The following is a 21,723-nucleotide window of genomic DNA, read 5'->3' on the forward strand; positions in this document are numbered from 1 at the left end:
AAATAAAGAATATCTAATCGCAAACTGCAATGGTCTATTAATTTTCGGTCGCTGGTGATATTCTCTAAATAACCTACTAAACAGAACTTGAAGAATACAACCGGATCTAAACTTTTTTGTCCACAGTTTCCGTAATAGATTTTTGTCTGATTCCGTAGAAATTCCAAATCTAAAACACAAGATAATCGTCTATAAAAATTGTCTTGGGGAACCCGACTACTCAACTGAAAATTGCTGAATAATTTCTCTTGATATATTTTTGTGCCTTGCATTACTAAATATACGAAATTTCTGTATATTTAACAACACGTTGTGCAACAGGCACAATGGCTATAAGTAATTGCTTGTTCTCGCCTACTTCTGAAAATCCGCGAGGATTTTCAGTTTGGTGTGTACTTGCAAAGTTAAGTGCCAACCCACGCAACTACTCATAGCCGAGACGTTAGAAATAATATGACAAATAACATTATGAAAATAGTACATTTTATATTCATCCTTTTTTTCGTTGGAATTAATGTGGTTAGTGCTCAAGACTCTTATACCGAGAACAATTCTGATAACGAAGAATTAGCTAATAAAATTTGTATGCATGGTTATAGAGCATGGGGAAATACTGATCCAACTGATGAATTTGATAGAATAATTTTACGAGAAGTTGGAAGTGATTTAAACGACCCTAAAAGAAAGAAAAAAGTATCCGATTATTTAAATAAGTATAGTAATATACTAATCTGTGGTGATCATGGCACAGATGGCATACATGAAAGAGAACAATTACTTAAACGATCTGTTTCTAGTGGGTTATATGGATATTTAGAACAATTAGCAATCGATGAGGAATATTCAATTGATTTTAATAAATATGAAATTATTGATGGAGAAAAAGAAACCCTTCTAGATTATATTTATCTTATTATAAACGATGAAGAGTTAGCTAAAGATTATGATATTATTGAGCTTGAAGCTTTAGCAGGTGCTATTGAAGAGAGAGGTGGAAAAAGAGGAAAAGATCTTGAGTAAAAACTAATGATAATAATAGAAAAACGTTTCACAACACCGTGTTATCTAGACACCATGAATAAACAAAACAAAGTACAACATAGGTTTAACAAAAAACAACTTCCCTTCTCTTAAAGGATTTCTTAAAATAACCTCAGTTTATAGAAAAATTCTATTTCGTTTACTTTTTTAAGCAACTTTTTAATATATTTAAACATATTTTCTTCCCTAAAGAATTTCAATATGATAGCTTATGTATTCATATTGAATCATTTAAAAATTAATAGTTTTAATAATACCATAATAAAGATATATAGTTAATACTAACTGTATGCTTTGTAGTGCTTAATTATCAGAAACCGCTAACCAATGATAAAATTCTTTAAAAAAGAACGACTTCAAATACAAATTACGCAAGGCTTAGTGTTTGATTTAGTAATAGATATAAGGAAGACAAAACGACAGATTCTTTACTACTCTAGCTAAGTTATAGGACGAGCATTAATTAACTAAAACTAATTACAACTATCATGACACTACGATTTTACAAATTAAACATAATAATTGCCTGTCTTTTTTTAAGTTCATGTGCTAATAATAAAAAAGAATTTGGCACCATAATTATTCATGGAGGAACCATTTATACAGTAGACTCTACACAGACAACAGTAGAGGCCGTTGTAACAAAAAAGGATAAAATTCTCTTTGCTGGAAGTTTTGAGGAAGCCAAAAGCTATCAAAACGAACAAACGGAACTTATAAATTTAGAAGGTAAGACGATGACGCCTGGCTTAATTGAAGGTCATGGTCATTTTATGGGCTTAGGCTATAATGAATTAGAGCTTGACCTGATGAATACAAGCAGCTATCAAGATATTGTAGACGCTGTTGCTGAGAAAGTTAAAACTACTAAACCAGGCGAATGGATTCTTGGTAGAGGTTGGCACCAAAGCAAATGGGACAGTATGCCAGCAAACACGGTTAAAGGATTTCAGACGCATCATTTACTAAGCGAAGTATCACCAGATAATCCTGTTTTTTTAAGTCATGCAAGTGGTCACGCAGGCTTCGCAAATGCTAAGGCTATGGAAATTGCAGGTTTAAAAGGCTTACGTAAAGAGGGAATCCAGACGTATAATATGGAAGGAGGAGAAGTTATTGTTGATCAATTTGGTATGCCAACAGGTATTTTCAATGAACATGCAATATCTATGATTTACAAGTATATCCCAGAAGAGACGCCAGAAACAAACATTCAAGCTTTTAATCTAGCTATGGAAGCGTGCCATAAAAATGGTATCACTAGTTTTCATGACGCAGGTATTTCAAGTAATACAATAGCACTCTACGATGACATGAAATCGGCCGGAAAAATGAATATTAGATTGTATGCCATGCTAAGAGGTGGTGAAGAACTACTTAACGAATGGTTAGAAAAAGGTCCGAGGATAGATCCAGATCATCGTTTTACTATACGTTCAATTAAATTAAGTTGTGATGGTGCTTTAGGCTCCAGAGGTGCTTGGCTTTTAGAACCTTACACAGATCGCCCAGGTCACTATGGCCATGAAACGCTTCCTATGGACATTGTAAAAGAAGTAGCAATAAAAGGACTTCAAAACAATTTTCAAGTCTGTTCGCATGCTATTGGAGATCGTGCTAATAGAGAAATTCTTAATCAATATGAATTAGCGTTAAAAGAATTAAATATGTTAGATACCGATCATAGATTCCGTATTGAACATGCACAACATCTACATCCGGATGACATACCTCGTTTTGCAGAACTGCATGTAATTCCTGCAATGCAGGCCATACACTTGTCTTCCGATAGACCTTGGGCCATTGACCGTTTAGGTGAAAAACGAATTAAAGATGGCGCTTACATGTGGCAAGATTTATTACAGAGTGGCGTTCCTATTGTTAATGGAACGGACGTGCCTGTAGAACCTCTTAATCCTATTGCTAGTTTCTATGCTAGTGTAAGCCGAAAAACACTTAAAGGAACTCCTGAAGGCGGTTATGAGCCAGAACAAAAAATGACACGAATGCAGGCTTTAAAATCATACACTTTAGATGCTGCGTATGGCGCCTTTGAAGAAAACATTAAAGGTTCTATTAGCATTGGTAAGCTTGCTGATTTTACAATTTTCAATCAAGATTTGATGACAGTTAAAGAAAATCAGATTTTAGATACTGAAATCGTCATGACTATTTTTAATGGTAAAGTAGTTTACAAGAAATAGCAAAATAACGAAAGTACAACAACACGTATGATTAAATGCTTGTTTTTAGACTACTTACAAAAGCCCTTGCGGACTTTCTATCTGTGATTTATTTGCTAACTTTAGTGCACAAATCGCGCAACTAACCATACGCAAACCGTTGTGCTTAATTAAAAAAACTGATTTGAAAATAAAAAACATAAGGCTAAAAATATTTGTATCAATTATGATTCTTTTGTCGTTTTTATACTTTTTATTCATTAATACAGACCTTTTTTTACCTTCAACGAAGGAAGTCGAAAATTCAAATCAATTAAAGACTGAAATTGTTAATGAAATTGCTAGCAGCCTGAGTAATAATGATACTTTATATTTAGCTACAAAGAGAGAATATGGTGTCTGTGGAAATGACTCTAGATTTGACGGAACAACTACTTTTCCGGAAAGAATTCAAGAAATAAAACATCTTTTAGACAACCCTTTTTATCTTGATTTATCAAAGGATTTTGAAATGAGTAATTCTTTAAATGGTAGCACTATTATTGTTGGAATTATTTTTGATAATAATTTTATGTCAGAAAAATATAATTTTGAAATAATATTAGATTCATCAAATCAAAAGAAAGAACTTTATGAAGTTAAAGATATATCCATAAAAAAGGATACCGTTATAATTTATAGTTATTCTCTTCATAAGTCTGAAAATGATAAAGTGAAAATGGAATTTATTAAAGTTGATTCGAAATGGAAAAGAAAATAAAAAACTAAGCATAACAAAAGCTATAATTGATACGAGTTTTGGTGCTAAACCGAAAGTTTAATGTATTTTTATGAAGTCCGCCAAAGCTTTTGATTTGGCATTTATAATAGAAAAAATAAAAGCAAAATATTTATATTTCGCTAAGTAATAAACCGAAACGATAGTGCTTATCACCTGCCCTACGTTTCTTAGACGAGATGCTAACCACAAGCTAAAGAAGCCAATGAACACTGAAGAATTTGTAAAAGCATTTTACACCGAAAAAGAGGGGTTTTTAAAAGAATATTTATCTGAAAATTCTAAAACCGAAGTTGGACAATTAATTAAGTCTCTTAATCTCACTGACCAACAAACTGAAATAATAAAAAAAGCCTTAGACGCTTCCTTTACGGACATTTTTTATACAATCCTACTTGGGTTAGATGGGTGTACTTCAATCGGAGATTTAGAACAGCAGACTTATTCTATTTTTGATGAAAATAACAACCAAGTCTGCGGAGGTAAATTAAGTGGAGAAATTGAAGGAATGGCTCATGAATATTTTCATGAATTGGACTAAAAAATCAGAATAAAACCCTTTATAAAATGAAAAAACATATTTTATTATTAGCTATTTTAATAACAAGCATCTCTTTTATAAATTGCGAAAGTGATCCTTGCGATGAAGGCTATACTCAACTAGATAATGGAGTTTGTGTGCCTGATTATATAACAGGAATAGAACAAAAAACCGAATTAGGCAACGTGTTTTTTCATTCAGAACTAGGTGCTGTAACATACAAAAATGGCAGTTGGTTCGATGAAAACAATTCAGTTATCAAGAACATTAATAATTAAAAAAGTATGAGAAAAACACTTACCCTTTTAGCCATTCTATCATTTCTATTTATCAATGCACAATCTAAGAAAGGCACTATTTATTTAAAAGACTCAACAGAATTAAAAGGTTTAGTTAAGGCCAAAATGTTGGGAGGTATAAAATATAAAGCAAATTTAAATTCAGATATTATTCATTATGAAAATAGCCAACTAAATGGTTATGATATCGAAAGAGAAGATAAGAGTGTAGAGCGATATAGATTTAAACTGGTGCAAGGAATTTCTCGTAAAATGAAAATAGTACAATTAGGAAAAATTAATCTATATAGTGTTTTTGTTACAAATTCTGGCTCTGCAATGGGAATGGGAATGGGTGCAGGAATGAGCCTACCTGCATCGTCTGGTTATGTTTATTTTTTAGAAAAAAATAATGTAACAATCAGAACAGGAGCTTGGCTTAAAAAACGAAAATTTAATCTAATTGAAGATTGCCCTACCTTAATAGATAAAATAAAAAAGAAAGAATTTAAGAAAAAGCAGGTGGTTGATATTATCAATTATTATAATAAAGAATGTGTTTAAAAATCGACTCGTTTTAGTTTACCAAATGCGTAACTAAATATATCCAGAACCATTCGTCACAACTCAAAGAATGATATTTAAAAGAGACCATCTTAAGAACAAAAAAACGTTTTACACCCTTCTAATATTTGTTGAAGTTAGCTTATATCTCTCATTGTTCTACTTCAAAACTCTTTTGATAATTAGCTTATTAATATTTCCTTTTTTATGCATTGAAATGTTTAATTGTAAATTGTAAGCTAGATGAGGATTTTATTTGATAAATTCCCAAAGCTTTAGCGATTTAAAGAAACTATGAAAATTTACTAATAGTCAAGTTTATTTTGGATTCTTAATTTTTATAACTCAATTTATTCTCAGACAATCTTAAATCAACCATTAAAGACCGTAATTTTTTAGAAACTTCATTTAAATCGTCCGAAATTGAAAACACCTTTAGATCACCTACAATAATTAGCTTATGTTTTGCTCTTGAAAGTGCCACATTAACTAATCGTTCCCCTTGAATGCCTTTGTATAGCATGCCTATATTTTTTTCACAATTATCTACTATATCATAAACAATAGCATCGAAACCCGAACCTTGAAAAGAATGTATTGTACCAACCGTTACATTTTTAAGCTGATTATCGAAAAGCATTTTGTTTCTCAATTTTCGTTTTAAATTTATTACTTGGCCATTATAGGGCGTAATAACACCAATTATCATCGCTTCATTTTCTATTATTAAGCTTTCTACAAGTTCGGTTACAACCTGAGCAGATTTATCATTAACTCTAGATCGTCCTTGCGTGGTTTTTACAACAGCTCCATTTTTTGGCTCTACAGGAATAAAACAATACGGCGTATTAATAACTCCAAAACTAGACTTAATTGATGTGAATTTCTCTTGATAATTAGAGGTTAATAAACCATTATAAAACCTATCATTTATTAACGAACAAATGTCTGGATGCATCCTGCGTTGCTCCGAAAGCATGACTCTAATATTTTCATCATAGCCTTCAACATCGTCCATATATTCAAAAACATCTTTATTAAACCAATTATTTACAGCTTCTGTTTGGCCTGTACTAATTGGTCCAAGTTGTTTAAAATCTCCTGCAACAACAAATTTGTTTTTTGAAAAACTCGCCATAGTTAGCGTTTGTATCAATGGCATCATCCCTACTTCATCAACAACTACGAGATCAAATTTTTCATGTTCAAAATTATCAGCTAAAAAGCACTGTGCCGCTGTGGTAAACACTAATTGAGAATTAGCAATTCTTGTTTGATTAATTTGTTTTATCTCATTTTTAAGCAAAATTTGTTTGTTTCTGGCTCTGGCAATGTCTTCCCTATCGGTATTTTTAGAATGACTTCTTAAATATTTTAAAACTGTGCCGTATTCTTTCCTTACGCGATCTACTTCTTCTTTTTCGGGGTAAAGCCTGCTATCATTTACAATCTCTGATAAAACAGGATAACCAAACCTTAAAACCTTTCTGTCTTCAAGAAGTTTCTTTGAACTTTCTGAGAAATTTTCAAATTCATTTATAATTTCTTTTCCTAGAATATCAATAGAAATATTTGAAATACTAACGGCTAAAACGCGCAACCCGTTTGTACATGCTTTTGCTATAATTTTTGAAAGTGTATATGTTTTTCCTGTTCCTGGTGGGCCCCAAATAAAAGTGACATTTTGAGAGAATACACTTTGCACTGCCTTTTGCTGCGATTGGTTTAATGATGCATCTATTATTCCACCTTTAAAGTCATCATCTATTCTAATATTCCTTTTAAAAAAGAACTTATTTGTAAGGCTGAGTTCGTCATATTTTACAGCGTTAAACCGATCTTTTATATGTTTTAAAAAATTAATAGCCTTGGGTTTAAATTTAAATGTAGTATTTAAATGCTCGGCTGTTAATTCATTTGAAACTCGAAATATTATGGTTGAAATACTTCTATAATATGCTAAAAAAACACCTTGAATATTGTTTTGTTTAGCAACATCTTGCCACCATAAATTTATTGGTATGCCTTCTTGCCCAGGACTAGAAACACCATCAGGCAGAGAAATAACAGCTTGGTACAAAAATCCGAAATCGGAATTTGAAATCTTCTTATCAATTTTGGCTACAACCCATAACCTAGCATTATCGTCCTCGATAGCATTTTCTTCGTCTATAAAAGCCTTTGTAATTTCTTGCTCTTTACCATCTACTAAATTAAACCAAGAAGGAAAATCTCTTATAAGCTTATTCCATTTTGGACTATATAAATATCGTTTTACGCGATCAAAATAAACTGAATAATCACTGAGTGTTTTTTCAATTAATTCGAGTTCAATATTTTGCTTGTATAATAAATTAACAAGTTGCTTTTCGTTATAAGCCTTTTGTTTATGGTGATCTTCGTTCCATTTAAAAATTATTTCCTTAAAAATATATTCCATTAATAATACGCTTTTATGTGAGCCTAAGCCCTATCAAAATAGAATTTGATCCCTATGTAATTTATATTTCAGCAAAGCTATACAAAATGACTTTTACAGCGTGGTTTTATTGAAACTTGTTTGTTACTAAATACTAATAGACCCAATATAGTTAACTATTGTTTTCCTAAAATTTATTATTTATATCTTAGCTTGAATAAGTAAGAATACAGGTCTATTTTGTAATCAGGCTAGATTGATTAATATATAAGTTCAATATTTTAGCCTTGTGCGACAACCAAAAAATAATTTTAAAAACTTACTTTAATTGTTATAAATAAGAATATGAAAAAGCTTAAAATTTGGACATTAATATTGCATTCATTCATTTTTATAATTCATAAAAACACTATCTCTGTAATGCTATTAACTGAGTATTTCACTTTAGATAGGTGGCTTTCAAGCAGTGGTTTTTCCGATTCTTTTGCTAACCTGCTACTTGGCGCTTCACTACTCTCTCTTCTCGGTCAATTACTTATCCTGTTAAGTATAAAAATCGAAAAAGTTGTTAATAAGCACGTAATCGGTATTTTAGGGCTAATTGCATTATGGTTTTCATTTAGATATTTAGCATATCCTAGTGTGAACAACACCGATTTTCATACATGGGCGTTTTGGTCTGGAGTACCCTTCATTATTGCTTCTATACTTTTATATCACGAACAATATATTATACTAAAAGATATATTTAGAAAAAAGAAGAAAAGCAGCTAATGTTTGGGTAGACTATTTATTTCCCAATACAGAAATCAACTTTTCTTTATTTACAAGGCTTAACGAAAAATGAGGTACAAAACGACCCAGAAAGTGACCGGAAATTAGCACTACCATTTCAAAGGTAATAATTAGTGCTATTTCTATGATGAAAATAGCTCAAAATTGTTAGTTTTTTTTTTACACTAAAAAACTTAATCAAGATTTCAAAACAAGTTATACTTCTTCTCTCCTATTAATTTTACTTAAGATGTTAAGCTAATAATTACTCTTAGTTACCCCTAAAACCAACATTAAAAAACAATTTCAGTATTCCGAATTTTAATAAAGACATCCAGCATAATTATTAATTATAACCACATAATTTTGGGTAATTGTGTATAATTTAATAAACTTACGTCTAAAATGTTAAAAGGCAAAAATCTCTAAATCCTAATTAATAGCAAATTATTGAGGTCTATAGGTTTTAAAATGTAGCGCTACTTAAAGTAAGTTACATTTAAATTAAAAGAATTATGAAAAAAGAAACAATAGACTTATTTAAAGAAATATTCGATACGAATAAAGAATATAAAAATACTATCATAGAACAACACATTAATAAACTAATAGAACTAGATAAATATTTACCAAGAACCGAGTCTTTTTTTATTGTAACCAACACTTCATTGCAAACCTACCCATTTGTTAGTAAAAACTTTGAGCTTACGTTAGGTTTAGATATAGAAAAAATGACTTCTATTGGACCTCAATACTGGCTTTCTCACTTTCATCCAGATGACCTAGTTGTTTGGATGAAGGCCTTACAAGATTTAATGACTTTTACAATGACCAAAGTAAAAAAAGAAGATCGAGAAAATCTAAATTACACTTGGAATTTTAGAGTAAAAAATAGTAAAGGCGATTTTTGCAATATTTTGGAACATCAAACCCCTACATATTTTGATGAAACCGGAAAACCTATTATTGGAATTGCCCATGCCACTGTTATTGGGAATGGAGAATATAGACCAATAATTTGCACTGTAAAAAAATTAAACAAAAACAATGAATACGAAACATTATACTATAAAAATTATGATCAAAACTTATTAGCTACCAACAGCCTAAGCAATAGAGAACAGGATATTCTACGATTGTTAACACTAAACCAAACAAGTAAAGAGATAAGTAAAAAACTTTTTATTAGCTCACACACAGTAGATGGACATAGAAGAAGTATACTAAAAAAACTGAAGTTTTCTTCAACTCAAGAATTAGTCCAATATTGTTTATTAAATCAAATTATTTAATAAACACTCAATATTGAGTGTTGCAGTATTAAATAATTTATGTTTTTTTTGTTAAAAACCTAAATATGAAAACCATTCTATTAAGCTTATGCTTAACTATCACATTTTTTTGTAATGCACAAGATGCTTCTAATGATGCTACTTGGGAGGAGACAATTGATTTTATTAAAAAGTATAAAGATGAAGTTAACGAATATGGTGTTAGGAATCAAGAATCTCAAGAAAAAATAATAAATATAGAATTTAGTAACTCTACAATGACTATTAATATTGATCCAGATGAATATTTTTGGGGTCATAGAGAAGCTGATTATACTTATACATCACTTTATGCAGAAAGTATAATTATTGATTTGAAAAACCTTAAGAATATAAGTTATACAACTAAATACTCTGGAATTTATTTGTACACACACAATGATGATGTAACATTTAAAAATGTTAGAAAAAATTTTCGTAACAATAATAACTATGAGCCCTATTATTCATTTCGAAATATTGATGATCAGAAATACGATGATGTTCGAATATTTATCGATGGTGACGAAATGAGCAACCGTATCGCCAAAGCTTTCCAACATTTAGCTTACCTAGCCACAAAAAAACGAGAAGAAGAACGCAAAGCTTCTGGAGATAAATTTTAAAAAAAACATACTATTAAAAATATACTTCAAATTTCAAATAAAAACAAAACCTTCTGTTTGTTTCTATTTCTTGGGTTTTACTTTAATTCTTTTTATGCGCAAAGCGCACATTATTATGTTTTAATTAATAATACAAAATTAGCCCCTTGGTGCTCTGTAGATACCGATTTTAAAACCTTTATGCTACCAACAAAATTAGATGCAGAAAAGCGTAATAAAATAATTGAAGTTTTTAAAAAGAGATTAAACCCCAGTGAAGATAGCAATATAAAAAAAGTGGATTTATATGTAGGTGAATCAGATTATGTAGTTGTCTATGAATATATTATTAAAAGTGATGACTGCCCCTCTAAAACCTTTAAATACATTAAAGCATTTAAGGCTTCCAGTAAAGAAAAAGCAATGGAGGTTTTGCAAAAAAGAATAGAAACAGCATACACCAAAGACCGTTATATAAGCCATAAAATACTTTTAGAAACACAGTCTTTTTTAAAAAACGAAACAAATTTCATCCTAGATGCCAGTCAGTTTTTAAGAGAAAACTCTAAAAAAGACACTATTAAAAACACTAAAAAAGCTACCGGTATTGGGGTTAGGGGCTAAAAAAACAATGAAAAAACTAAACCTAATTGTATTTACACTATTAATTTTTTCTGCCAATAATGTGCATAGCCAAGAAAAACAAAATGATGCGACTTGGGAGGAAACTATTAATTTTATTTCTGAAAACTTGAAGTATACGGTTATAGAATCCCTGCAACAGAAGTTCAACCAACAGAGTTTCGATAATGAATATGCAACTATAGCAAATAAAACCAAACATTCTATTAAAGACAATTTTTTAAATACGAAGTTTTCTTCAACATATAACAAGGATAAATCAGTTTCTTATGTCTATTTTGAAACACCTTTGAATAAATTAAAAAAAGTTACGTTAGAAAAGGCAATAAATGATGAATTTACAACCTTTAACATAGGGTTAAAGCTTACAGGGAAATTTGCAAAAAGAACATCTGATGATGAAGAAAAATTCTTTGATAGTATTCTTCTAAGTTTTGATGATCATACACTAGCAAATCGAATGACGAAAGCCTTTCAACATTTGGCATATCTTGCTAGCGAAAAAAGAAAACAAAGTAAATTCTAAAAATTCCCAACTTGCACAAATTAAATTTTTATGAAAACAATACAATTAGTAATCCTTACAATATTTTTAAGCATAGCAACAGTTGCTAATGCACAAGACAATTTAACCCAATACACGTATTCAATCTATATTTCTAATTCAAGCAGTCAAATGTGTGTTAGTGAAAGAATCGCATACTTTAGCCCAATAATTACGCATAAATTTGAAGATGACTTTAGGTTATTTGACCAAAAGAAAGTTGTTGGTTCTCAATTGGCTACGCGTTGGAAAAACAAAGTGTCTGTACACTTTAACATAAACAAGGATTATTGTTATGCGCATACAACAGATTATTGGGAAAAATCTTTTACCAAAATAGATGCCGTTAGGGATAAATGGATGAAATTCTATAAAGATAGTGGCTATAAAATTTATTCAAACTACACATTTGGATTTAGGTAAAAAATAACAAACGCACAACAAAGCACGAAAAACAGAAATTATATTTGATAATTTTTAAAAGATCAAAATGTTGAGTATCTACATAAGCAAGCAATAACTTATGAAATTCTTAGTAATAGCAATAGTTTTACTAGTAGCTGTATCAGCAGATGCACAACAGCTAGTTTTAAGCGATAATTATAAATCGCAATATACACAAGAAGCTGTTTTGCCTGTGTCAAGCCATGCGTATGTATTGGTAAAAGATAGTACCGCTTTCTTATACAATGTAAATGCCGTGCTACCTTATAAAAAACAGATACTAAGCGATATTTATATATTAAATGATGTAGAACAAAAGTTATACACTATAAGTTTAGTACCGCAATATGTAGATCAAATAGAAGACAATACACAAGAGATAATTACGCTTGTAACCTATGTTTACAAAACAAACTATGCCATTTTAGATAAGGCTAAAACAAATGAATTAGTAAAACAATACGGCCACTTTATCCCAAAAACGGAGGTGCCAAATATAGTTTTTAATCATACAATACATATTGACGATAGCTATGCTACAAGTATTTATCAAAATCATCACCTATCGCTACCATTATATTCTATAAGGATCGATAAAAACAACATTCTAGCTGTACACGCTAACGGAGATCTTGTCCTTACCGAAGTGAAAAACCATAAAGTAAATAGGTTAAAAAAATGGACAAATTTTAATAGTTCTATAAGTCTTGTTAGCTCCGTAAAAATTGGCGATATGGTTCGTGTTAAATTCCAACGATATCAGCCAGAGACAGATGAATTAGAAGATCTCTGGAGCATTCTAGATATAAAAAATCAGGCTTTTGTAAGCATCAATTTAAAAGACTTTTATACTAATTTAAAGCACTTACAAGAGCAAGATGCAGCACTACTTAATAGTACGCCTTATTTTCACAAAGCCATAAACGGTAGCAATATTAGGATGTTTGTACTGCCTAATGAAAACTTTGTTTGGTTAGATGACGAATCGTACTATTATAGTTCTGATAACTTGTTTGAATACGCCAACATGCAAAAGGAAAACAAAAGTTTTAGTCTTGATACGCATGCATACCTCTTTAATTATCCATCACGTATCTTACGAGCAATTGCACCACAAAAAAAAGATACAATAAGAATCTTAGAAAAGGCATATGTTAAAAATAAACAGAAAATAATAGTAGAACGCTGTAAAAATTGAAATGATTTTATCATCAAACTCATTTACAACCAATACCCCCAGCAATACCCAGATCTATTTTAGCTAAATCATGATCTACTATAAACTATACGAGGTTATTAAAAATTAATCTGATAAGAAGTACTCCGTCCATCACCTTCAATTTCGGAAGTTTTAATAGCTTCAGCTACCATAATATTTATCATAGCCTGCAAATGATCCTCTCTTGTCATGGCTTTTAAAATACCACTAATACGTCCTGATTTTTCAATAAAAGCGTAGAGCTTATCCTCTAGTGTGTTTATATCATAGCTAAATTTTGTCTATTCTTTTTGCTACCAATTATAAGTCATGAGCCGATTATCTAAATTAATCGGCTCATTATTAAACTATGCCTTCTTAAAACACAGTATTATTTTTACTATAAACTAAATATATAACAGACAACCCCCTTTTTACATCCTATTAATTTAAACGAAGCTATTGAGTATTTAAAAATTTTCTGAATTAATAAACTCGCATTCATAATAGAATCGAAATCCTATTATTAGGATTATAAATTTTTTAATAAAAAACTAAAAAATCTTTACAGTTTATTTTTTTTATTTATATTTAAACTCTAATAAGCTATAAGCAAGCCTATTACACTCTCTCCCTATTTATTTTCATAATTATAAGCAAAAGTCAATTTTAGTAATTAATACTAAATATTGTCGATGAGTTATGTTTTTTTACTGGCTCTTTGATTAATGTTTAGATTAAGGTAAATAGAATTAATTTATTCTGTTAAAAAGTAAAAATATCGTTTAACATAAAACCAATAACATGAAGCATTTTACTTATAAAGTATTTTTAATTTTCGCAATATTTGTAGTTTACCAACCTCTTTTCTCTCAAGACAGAACTATCATAATGGGGACCGCAACAATAAAAAACATTTGTAAGGATGGGAAAGTTTCTGGTGAAGGCGGTAAATGCGTTTTTGAAGTAAAATTTTACCCTCAGGATAATTTAACTCTAGATCAAGCTAAAGCTAAAGCTGCAGAATTTGGTTTGTCTTTAGCAACCCCAGAAGAACTAACCGAAGCTTATACATATTTAAAATTAAATCAACATTCATATGGTCTATTAGCAAATGGCCAAATGGCAGTTCCAATTCAAGCTGATATCAGCACCTTTAAAAAAGGACCAAATATTGGCATTACAGGTGGTAATCAAGGTTTCTTTTATACTATGAAACCAGGTACTCCCATTGTAGCGCCTCCAAAACCAATTACAACTACAAATTCTGGATCTAATGTAATAAAACTTAGCGGAGACGCAGGTACCCCGGTAGTTATAGACCAAAGTAAAGATGGTTATTACAACCGTGAGTTTTTTAAATTAAATGGTATTAACTATAGTGATAGTCAAGCAGCAGTTTATGATGCATACAAAAAAAAATATGCAAATGGTGTAGGTAATATTATGCAAGATAAATGGGATGATGCTAATTATCAGCATATTTTGAACCGTTCGCTAGATCAATATATAAATGAAAAATTCCCTAACCGCTATAAAAACAATACGACTCACTTAAAAGGCTACCTAAAATATTTAATTACCAATAAAGATAACACCTGTAAATCGTGTAAATTAACACGATATGAGTTTGTTGGTTTTTTTGTTCCTGAATATTTAAAAACCCTAAGAACTGGAGCAAACCCAGTACTTAGCAAGCAATTTTCAGAATATGTAAGTTTTCATTTAGCTAAAGCAAATAGATACACGCTAGAATCTTGGAAATACTACTCTAGAAGCACAACTGCAGAATTAAATGACACCCCATTTATTCCGGGTTTACAATTTAATGATGGTCCCACGCTAATAGATAGAGAAGATATAGAGCCTATAGTTTATGATGACTCTGGTAGGGGAAGATTTATAAAATCAGGTATTCCATTAGGAGATAAAACGGTAAATGAGTTTAAGAGTAAAGGTATGAATGGCAGCCCCATGTATTTTACCCACGAGCAAAATATGAAAATATTAGATTTTTCAATGCCACTTGTAGCTCAGTCATTTCCTGATGATCCTAGTGTAAGTACATTATTAAACATTCCTAATTACTTATCGTCAAATTTGAGCGCAGAAGCACAAGCCCTAAATATAGTATCAAGTCATGCTCAGAAAGCAGGAATTAGTCTTGCTACAGGAGCGACAGTATTATTTTCAGCTCAAGCATTAAATGCCTTTTCAGTAGCACTAACTACAGCAACGAATTTATCAGGAGGTACTATAGATGGTGTTACCATGACTTATACTATTATCAGTTCTAAATTAGGAAGCAAAGCCATTGGGCCAGCATTATCATCGGCAATAGGGCCTGTTGCTGTAGGGGTAAGTGTTTTTATGGTAGGTTTTATGCCCACTGGCGGAAAGGCTATTGAAATTGCTATTTTTGAAAACAGTTTAAAAGAAGGTTGCTATATAAAACCTCGAAATGAAAATTGGCAAACAATGAGTGATCAAGAAAAAATTGAAAATTTTACTTTCTTATTCAAAATGCTTGTTCTTGATGCTAAAGACTTTACTTACTTAATTCCTGATCATATTGCTAGTATAAGTGAGCAACGCAAACTAGAAACTGAAGCTGCAAATATGGTATCGAATCCTGAGCTTAAAAGTAAAATACTAGCAACTATGGATGCTAGATATAATACCCCTAACATGTACTATTATAGAGAAGTAAACCTTACATTAGAACAAGCTATAAACAAAGCAAACTTTAATCGTTGGCAATTAGCAAAAGAAGATGAAGTAAGAGAAGCTTGGATTTCTGGTTTCGACGCTTATGCGTTTCTACGTATGGCAGATGGTCGTTTTGCTGTACCTGTTCAATCTGATCACAGTAACTTTAAAAGAGGCGCTAATATAGACGCAAAAGGTGGTAATCAAGGTTTTTTGTATACTGTAAACAGAAAAGACTATAAGCGAATACAGAGCAGATTTAAAAAGCATTTATACATTGCAAGTCAAAATAACTCTCCTTTGGAGGCGATTAAATCAAATGAAGACGAGCAACTATGGAAAGTTATACCTGCTGGCAATGGCTGGGTAAGAATACAAAACCTAGAAAACCCAGAATTGTATTTAAACTTCAGCGGTCATAAATTAGAAGTTGTTAAAATCTTACCTAACTGGGCAAGTGCTTTGTGGAAATTTCAACCTGGTTATGGTGAATATATTAGAATACAAAATAATTGGTATCCTGATAAATATATTCACAATGAAAATGGAAAATTAGAGGTAGGTCCAATAACAGATAATATGTGGAGTGCGATGTGGAAATTTGAATAACTAAATTATTTTATTTATAAATATTATCAAAAAATGATAATGAGCCGATTAACAAAATTAATCGGCTCATTATTAAACTATGCCTTCTTAAAACACAGTATTATTTTTACTTTAAACTAAATATATAACAGATAACCCCATTCTTACCTCCTATTTAATTTAAACGAAGCTATTGAGTATTTAGAAATTTTTCTGAATTAATAAACTCGCATTCATAATAGAATCGGAATTATGTGTTTTTTTAATAAAAAGAATAAAAAATCTTTACAGTTTATTTTTTTTATCTATATTTAAACTCCAATAAGCTATAAGCAAGCCTATTACCCTCTCTCCCTATTTATTTTCATAATTATAAGCACAAGTCAATTTTAGTAATTAACGCTAAATATTGTCGATGAGTTATGTACTTTTATTACTGGCTCTTTGATTAATGTTTGGTGTTGTTACGAGAATAGAATTAACATGAACCAGCTATTATGAAAAACATTATTCTTGCATTTTTTTCGCTCTTATCAATCAATATTATAGCACAGGAAATTAACATTAGCAAATCGCTTAAAGGTTTTGATAAGTATATGTCTGATGTTTTGACTGATTGGAATGAGCCAGGTGCAGGTGTTGCAATTATTCACAATGGAGAACTTGTATTCGTAAAAGGATATGGCTATAGAGATTATGGAAATAAACTTCCGGTTACAAAAAACACGCTATTTCAAATAGCCTCTAACACTAAACTTTTTACAACAATAGCTGCTGGTATGTTAGTAGAAAAAGGAATTTTCAATTGGGATAAACCTATTACAGAATCTGTTCCAGAACTTCAGTTTTACAATGATTTCTTAAACAGTAATGTTACACTTAGAGATATGTTGGGGCATAAAACCGGTATTTCTAGACATGATATGATTTGGTTTCAATCAGACTTTTCACGGAAAGAACTTTTTGAACGTATTAAATACCTAGAACCATCTATCCCCTTACGCCAAGACTTTATATACAATAATCTCATGTATACAGCGGTAGGTTATTCAATAGAACTCAGAACCGGAAAGACATGGGAAGAATATGTCAAAGAAAATATTTTCACTCCACTTGAAATGAATAACACTGTTTTTTCCATTGCCGAAATGCAAAAATCAAGTGATCATGGAATTCCTTATAATGAGATAAGAGACACTACGCTTCTATATAAAATCCCTCTTAAAGAAGATGGTGCAGGTGTAGGACCTGCAGGAGCTATTATAACAAGTTTAGATGATCTTTCTCACTGGGTAATTGCACTTATGAAAGATGGAAAGTATAAGAACAAAGAGGTAATACCTACCTCCATAATTAATGAAACCTTGAAACCAGGTATTGCGTTTAGAAATTCAGAACTAGAAGAAAAAGGCTATAAAGAAAAGCTAAATTCCACTTATGGTATGGCAAGAGAAATTGAGGTTTATAAAGGTAATGTATTAACAAAACACGGTGGGGCAATGCCAGGATTTCACTCTCAAGTAATAATACTTCCTTATGATGATATAGGAGTTATAACGTTTTCAATAGGTGATCATGGAGCAAGTTTAGGCAATACAATTATAGCATATAACCTTGTTGATAGGCTTTTAGGATTGAAGCAAACAGATTGGAATGGTCGATTGTTGGCTGATCACCTTAAAAGGAAAGAAATGGGTAAAAAAGCCAGAGCTCAAGTTGGGTTTGATAATGTTAAAGGAACCTCTCCAACACATAATATAAATGATTATTTAGGCACTTATGTTAACGAGGTCTATGGTGAGTTCATTATTGGAAAAGAAAATGACTCCCTTTATTTCAATTTTAGGAGAACAATTTTACCTCTGCAACATTATCACTACAACCGATTCGACACGCCAAATGATGAAATTCTAGGAAAATGGAGTATTAATTTTAGTGTTAGTCCACAAGGTGAAATATCTACGGCCGTGATTTCAATAGATGAAGGCCAAGTTACATTCAATAAAAAAACAGATGAATCTTTATCGAGCCCAGAAATATTAAATCTATACACTGGGACATATGAATATGCTGGCTCCGAGTTTGAAATAAAAATAAAAGATAACAAGCTAACCATGTTAGGAACTACAGACGAGGTACTTATCCCTTATAAAAAACACATATTTAAAGTGGAAAAATTCGACGATATGCAAATTGAATTCACAGAAAAAAACAATAAAATTTCTGGTTTAAAATATAAAGCACCATCTGGAATATTTGAGTGTAAGAAGATAAAATAGCTTTAATAATATCATGAAAAATAGTATTAACCATAAATAGATATATAGTCAACACTAACTATATACAATTATTACCACAAATTAAAACATAACACAAAATGAAAAAACAACTACTTTTACTATTTATTTTACTCTCTTCGTCTCTAGTATATTCCCAAAATGTACCTAGTTTCAAAATTCTAGACAATCCGACCGAAGGGAAAACTTTTCCTGCCGACTCTAGCTTGGTAGATGGCAAAAAAGTTTTCAACTACTACAAGACCTTGAATAACATAAAAAAGAAGAGATTACAGAAACAAAAGACTAAACTGGATTCAATATACAGCAATGCCTTAACAAAACTGGACGAAAATGCAGAAGGCAGATTAAACCTAACGAATCAAGAATTAATAAACTATGAAAAGCAACTTAAAAATTCTAAAGACTCAATTAGAATTTTAAATCCAGTTATTGATAGTTTATCAAATGAATATGTGAAAGAATACCTTCAATATTCCACTTCTAAAATTCTATCATTTGGACCAAAACGGTCAAGAGCATTTTTTGATATTTTATATGATGATAAGGGTAAGCGATTTAGTGTTTTAAACAATACAGGTTTTAATATTGGAAATAACACAGGTTCAATTTATTCAGAATTAGTTAGTGGTAACCTTTCAGTTTTGAGAGTTAGTTTAGGTGCTATGATTTCTAGTAGTTCTTCTGATAGCCTATCTGTTGCGAAGGAAGATGAAGCGTATCAAAGATTAGTATCTAATGGAGGTAATACAGTTTTAAACATAGAATATCCACTAGCATACATACATTCAAGAAACAATCAATTTAATTTTATTTCAAGATTAAGAGCTAAAGGAACTGCTGATTTTCCTGAATTTGGGACTACTACAGAAGAATTTGCTGGAAGTGCATCAATAGGGATTGACTTTTATGCTGATGCGGCCTTAACAAATAATAAATTAAGATTTTTTGGTGCATTTAACTTCAATCAAATTTATGGAACCGAAGAGTTTTCTAAAAATCTTGGAATTGAGAATTCAAATTTTTCGTTCGGTCAATTAACGCTTGGACTCGTGTTCAATAATATTAAACTATCTTTCATTGTAGCCACATTAAGTTCTGAAAGTAGTTTAGAAAATAGAAATGTAATAGCTGGTGGGCAAGTTTTACATTAAAAAACTTGTGGTAACACCGTGTTATCTATACAAGATAAATAATCACCTATATATCAGCTAAATAAATAAGAAAAATAAAAAAAGGTACAACATAGGTATAACAATAAAATAAATTTCTATTCCCTTGCAGTATTATTTAAAATAATCACGGTTTGTAGAAATATTTTATTTCATATACTTTTTTAAGTAACTTTTAATATATTTAAAAATATTTTCTTCCCTAAAGAATTTCAATATGAATACCTACAGCTTATGTAATCATATTGAATCATAAAAAAACTAATAGCTTTAATAATACCATAAAAAAAGTATTAACCCTAAAATAGATATATAGTTAGTACTAACTATATACAATTGTTAGCTGTTATTAGAAAAAAGAAATTCAATGAATGAACAAGAATTAACTAGCAAATTTTACGAATTTCTAGAAAAAGAGAAAAACTACCCGAGTAAAAGTCTTTTAAGACAAACACCTGCTTATTCATTTAAAGGACAAAGGATTCAACCTGACTTGTTAATATTAGATACTAGAATAGGAGAATATATTGGATTGGTTGAATTTAAGGAAAATATAAATCCAAACATTAAAAAATCTGTTAGAATAAGAATTGAAAGTTATCTACTTTCACTTAAAAACGAATCGCTTCCATATTATTTAGTTTTTCCTTTAGACTCTAATGATTTTCAAATATTGGTAATCGGAGATGAAAATGAGTGGATTCCCATTACAAAAAAGGAATTCCCTGAATTTGAAACTTTATCGGCAAAGAAAAAAATAGAAGAGAAAGAAATAGAAAGAGAATTAGAAAAAGAAATAGTTGTTGAATTAGAAAAGAAAAAAAAGAATAAAGAAAAATTATCATTGTGGACCTTAACAAGTTTAACTGTTGGTATTTTAACTGCTATTATTTCTTTCTATACTTCATCTTCTATAGACTATATTGGAAACGACAATTTAAAAATTGAAAAAACAAGGTTAGAAATTGAGTTTTTAAAAGATAAAATATTAAAATTAGATTCTCTGAAAAACAACACTTTGAGTTACAAGGATACTGTTTACATTAAAGATTCTTCAGCTACCTTTAAAAATGTCGAAAAAAGATTATCAATAATAGAGAAAGGATTATTATCTAACCCGAAGAAAACTCTTGAAATTGAAAACATTTATGATGAAATAGATTTAATAAGTCAAAAAATTGAAAATCAGAACGAAATAATAACTTTAAAAAATGAAAATTTAAAGACAAAAATTGATTTACTAAATGCGTTAGTTTTAGGAATGATTTTAGCATTATTTGGTTCTGTTATAGGATATGTAATTACGAATTTAACTGAAAAAAGAAAAAACAACAGCTAACACCGGTAACCGTTGCACAACCCCTTAAAAAAGTATAAAAACAGCTTAAAATCTTTGTTTTTAAGCTGTTTTTATTTTTGATACTCCATATTTTCTCTAAAATATAAGTGGCTTAAAACATATCATTCGAACGCTTATTAGGTGTTTTTTTGTGCTTTTAATAATAACAAGTATTCCCGCTATACTTTCTGACAGGTTTTTCATATATTTTAAATATTTTTTAAGATTATAGGCTGTTGCTGATACATGCATACACTTATTAGCTTGTTTAATCCCAAGGGTATTCACTTTCCCCAT

Annotated in this window: 20 protein-coding genes and 2 pseudogenes; 17 read left to right on the forward strand and 5 right to left on the reverse strand. The window is 30.4% G+C overall.

Going from position 1 to position 21,723, the window contains the following annotated elements; all coding sequences use genetic code 11:
* Together BM246_RS19345 and BM246_RS20050 are read right to left on the reverse strand one after the other, a co-directional pair.
* A partial coding sequence (locus tag BM246_RS19345; RefSeq protein WP_175489749.1) for a transposase occupies positions 1-272 on the reverse strand: 272 nt, incomplete at its 3' end.
* 2 nt (positions 273-274) lie between these two features.
* A complete protein-coding gene (locus tag BM246_RS20050) occupies positions 275-415 on the reverse strand; it encodes a hypothetical protein (protein ID WP_175489817.1) in 141 nt (46 codons plus the stop codon).
* 53 nt (positions 416-468) lie between these two features.
* Here BM246_RS20050 and BM246_RS19350 point away from each other — a divergent pair, with 53 nt between their 5' ends.
* From BM246_RS19350 to BM246_RS19380, 6 genes are all read left to right on the forward strand, one after another.
* Entirely contained in the window at positions 469-1,020 is a 552-nt protein-coding gene (locus BM246_RS19350) for a hypothetical protein (RefSeq protein WP_139221938.1), read from the forward strand.
* A 509-nt stretch (positions 1,021-1,529) separates the two neighbouring features.
* On the forward strand, positions 1,530-3,245 hold the full coding sequence (locus tag BM246_RS19355) for an amidohydrolase (RefSeq protein ID WP_074940595.1): 1,716 nt from the start codon (positions 1,530-1,532) through the stop codon (positions 3,243-3,245).
* Positions 3,246-3,408: 163 nt separating this feature from the next.
* Complete coding sequence (locus tag BM246_RS19365; protein ID WP_139221939.1) at positions 3,409-3,984, forward strand: hypothetical protein; 576 nt, start codon at positions 3,409-3,411, stop codon at positions 3,982-3,984.
* Positions 3,985-4,207: 223 nt separating this feature from the next.
* Positions 4,208-4,543 carry a hypothetical protein gene (locus BM246_RS19370; RefSeq protein WP_042505118.1) on the forward strand — a complete coding sequence of 112 codons (336 nt, stop codon included), beginning with the start codon at positions 4,208-4,210 and terminating at the stop codon, positions 4,541-4,543.
* A gap of 26 nt (positions 4,544-4,569) precedes the next feature.
* Positions 4,570-4,821: a hypothetical protein gene (locus BM246_RS19375; RefSeq protein ID WP_042505115.1), complete on the forward strand. Its 252-nt coding sequence runs from the start codon at positions 4,570-4,572 to the stop codon at positions 4,819-4,821.
* Positions 4,822-4,827: 6 nt separating this feature from the next.
* Positions 4,828-5,385 (forward strand): hypothetical protein, encoded by a 558-nt coding sequence (locus BM246_RS19380; protein WP_042505113.1) that lies wholly within the window; start codon positions 4,828-4,830, stop codon positions 5,383-5,385.
* A 331-nt stretch (positions 5,386-5,716) separates the two neighbouring features.
* Here BM246_RS19380 and BM246_RS19385 read toward each other — a convergent pair whose 3' ends face one another.
* Entirely contained in the window at positions 5,717-7,825 is a 2,109-nt protein-coding gene (locus BM246_RS19385; RefSeq protein WP_074940604.1) for a DEAD/DEAH box helicase, read from the reverse strand.
* 399 nt (positions 7,826-8,224) lie between these two features.
* On the opposite strand from BM246_RS19385, the gene BM246_RS19390 reads away from it, so the two are divergent.
* The 7 genes from BM246_RS19390 to BM246_RS19420 all read left to right on the forward strand — a co-directional run bounded on the left by BM246_RS19390 (position 8,225) and on the right by BM246_RS19420 (position 13,321).
* On the forward strand, positions 8,225-8,578 hold the full coding sequence (locus BM246_RS19390) for a hypothetical protein (protein ID WP_139221940.1): 354 nt from the start codon (positions 8,225-8,227) through the stop codon (positions 8,576-8,578).
* 515 nt (positions 8,579-9,093) lie between these two features.
* The gene (locus BM246_RS19395; protein WP_042501495.1) at positions 9,094-9,870 is read left to right on the forward strand and encodes a LuxR C-terminal-related transcriptional regulator; all 777 of its coding nucleotides are present in this window, start codon (positions 9,094-9,096) and stop codon (positions 9,868-9,870) included.
* Positions 9,871-9,935: 65 nt separating this feature from the next.
* Complete coding sequence (locus tag BM246_RS19400; RefSeq protein ID WP_074940607.1) at positions 9,936-10,514, forward strand: hypothetical protein; 579 nt, start codon at positions 9,936-9,938, stop codon at positions 10,512-10,514.
* 180 nt (positions 10,515-10,694) lie between these two features.
* Positions 10,695-11,117 (forward strand): hypothetical protein, encoded by a 423-nt coding sequence (locus tag BM246_RS19405; RefSeq protein ID WP_139221941.1) that lies wholly within the window; start codon positions 10,695-10,697, stop codon positions 11,115-11,117.
* A gap of 7 nt (positions 11,118-11,124) precedes the next feature.
* A complete protein-coding gene (locus tag BM246_RS19410) occupies positions 11,125-11,661 on the forward strand; it encodes a hypothetical protein (RefSeq protein WP_074940612.1) in 537 nt (178 codons plus the stop codon).
* Positions 11,662-11,691: 30 nt separating this feature from the next.
* Positions 11,692-12,102 carry a hypothetical protein gene (locus BM246_RS19415; RefSeq protein ID WP_074940614.1) on the forward strand — a complete coding sequence of 137 codons (411 nt, stop codon included), beginning with the start codon at positions 11,692-11,694 and terminating at the stop codon, positions 12,100-12,102.
* A 100-nt stretch (positions 12,103-12,202) separates the two neighbouring features.
* Positions 12,203-13,321 (forward strand): hypothetical protein, encoded by a 1,119-nt coding sequence (locus tag BM246_RS19420; RefSeq protein WP_074940617.1) that lies wholly within the window; start codon positions 12,203-12,205, stop codon positions 13,319-13,321.
* A gap of 98 nt (positions 13,322-13,419) precedes the next feature.
* Here the strand turns inward: BM246_RS19420 and BM246_RS19425 are convergent.
* Positions 13,420-13,608 (reverse strand): annotated as a pseudogene (locus tag BM246_RS19425) (DUF4172 domain-containing protein); the annotation flags it as partial.
* A 517-nt stretch (positions 13,609-14,125) separates the two neighbouring features.
* On the opposite strand from BM246_RS19425, the gene BM246_RS19430 reads away from it, so the two are divergent.
* The 4 genes from BM246_RS19430 to BM246_RS19445 all read left to right on the forward strand — a co-directional run bounded on the left by BM246_RS19430 (position 14,126) and on the right by BM246_RS19445 (position 21,426).
* Positions 14,126-16,639: an RICIN domain-containing protein gene (locus BM246_RS19430; RefSeq protein ID WP_139221942.1), complete on the forward strand. Its 2,514-nt coding sequence runs from the start codon at positions 14,126-14,128 to the stop codon at positions 16,637-16,639.
* A gap of 476 nt (positions 16,640-17,115) precedes the next feature.
* Positions 17,116-18,897, forward strand: coding sequence for a serine hydrolase (locus BM246_RS19435; protein ID WP_083415866.1), 1,782 nt, complete (start codon positions 17,116-17,118; stop codon positions 18,895-18,897).
* A 98-nt stretch (positions 18,898-18,995) separates the two neighbouring features.
* On the forward strand, positions 18,996-20,069 hold the full coding sequence (locus tag BM246_RS19440; RefSeq protein ID WP_074940622.1) for a hypothetical protein: 1,074 nt from the start codon (positions 18,996-18,998) through the stop codon (positions 20,067-20,069).
* A gap of 385 nt (positions 20,070-20,454) precedes the next feature.
* Entirely contained in the window at positions 20,455-21,426 is a 972-nt protein-coding gene (locus BM246_RS19445) for a hypothetical protein (protein ID WP_074940626.1), read from the forward strand.
* Between the two features lie 96 nt (positions 21,427-21,522).
* Here BM246_RS19445 and BM246_RS20155 read toward each other — a convergent pair.
* A pseudogene (locus tag BM246_RS20155) lies at positions 21,523-21,723 on the reverse strand (IS1182 family transposase); the annotation flags it as partial.

Origin of the sequence: Algibacter lectus, assembly GCF_900112395.1 — a bacterium.
Classification (GTDB): Bacteria; Bacteroidota; Bacteroidia; order Flavobacteriales; family Flavobacteriaceae; genus Algibacter; species Algibacter lectus.

Bases quoted from the DNA above. Each gene is read 5' to 3' on its own strand.
- BM246_RS19390 (WP_139221940.1), top strand. From the start codon at position 8,225: ATGCTATTAACTGAGTATTTCACTTTAGATAGGTGGCTTTCAAGCAGT.
- BM246_RS19385 (WP_074940604.1), bottom strand. From the start codon at position 7,825: ATGGAATATATTTTTAAGGAAATAATTTTTAAATGGAACGAAGATCAC.
- BM246_RS19405 (WP_139221941.1), top strand. From the start codon at position 10,695: ATGCTACCAACAAAATTAGATGCAGAAAAGCGTAATAAAATAATTGAA.
- BM246_RS19430 (WP_139221942.1), top strand. From the start codon at position 14,126: ATGAAGCATTTTACTTATAAAGTATTTTTAATTTTCGCAATATTTGTA.
- BM246_RS19440 (WP_074940622.1), top strand. From the start codon at position 18,996: ATGAAAAAACAACTACTTTTACTATTTATTTTACTCTCTTCGTCTCTA.
- BM246_RS19410 (WP_074940612.1), top strand. From the start codon at position 11,125: ATGAAAAAACTAAACCTAATTGTATTTACACTATTAATTTTTTCTGCC.
- BM246_RS19355 (WP_074940595.1), top strand. From the start codon at position 1,530: ATGACACTACGATTTTACAAATTAAACATAATAATTGCCTGTCTTTTT.
- BM246_RS19350 (WP_139221938.1), top strand. From the start codon at position 469: ATGAAAATAGTACATTTTATATTCATCCTTTTTTTCGTTGGAATTAAT.
- BM246_RS19415 (WP_074940614.1), top strand. From the start codon at position 11,692: ATGAAAACAATACAATTAGTAATCCTTACAATATTTTTAAGCATAGCA.
- BM246_RS19395 (WP_042501495.1), top strand. From the start codon at position 9,094: ATGAAAAAAGAAACAATAGACTTATTTAAAGAAATATTCGATACGAAT.
- BM246_RS19400 (WP_074940607.1), top strand. From the start codon at position 9,936: ATGAAAACCATTCTATTAAGCTTATGCTTAACTATCACATTTTTTTGT.
- BM246_RS19380 (WP_042505113.1), top strand. From the start codon at position 4,828: ATGAGAAAAACACTTACCCTTTTAGCCATTCTATCATTTCTATTTATC.
- BM246_RS19375 (WP_042505115.1), top strand. From the start codon at position 4,570: ATGAAAAAACATATTTTATTATTAGCTATTTTAATAACAAGCATCTCT.
- BM246_RS19370 (WP_042505118.1), top strand. From the start codon at position 4,208: ATGAACACTGAAGAATTTGTAAAAGCATTTTACACCGAAAAAGAGGGG.
- BM246_RS19435 (WP_083415866.1), top strand. From the start codon at position 17,116: ATGAAAAACATTATTCTTGCATTTTTTTCGCTCTTATCAATCAATATT.
- BM246_RS19420 (WP_074940617.1), top strand. From the start codon at position 12,203: ATGAAATTCTTAGTAATAGCAATAGTTTTACTAGTAGCTGTATCAGCA.
- BM246_RS19445 (WP_074940626.1), top strand. From the start codon at position 20,455: ATGAATGAACAAGAATTAACTAGCAAATTTTACGAATTTCTAGAAAAA.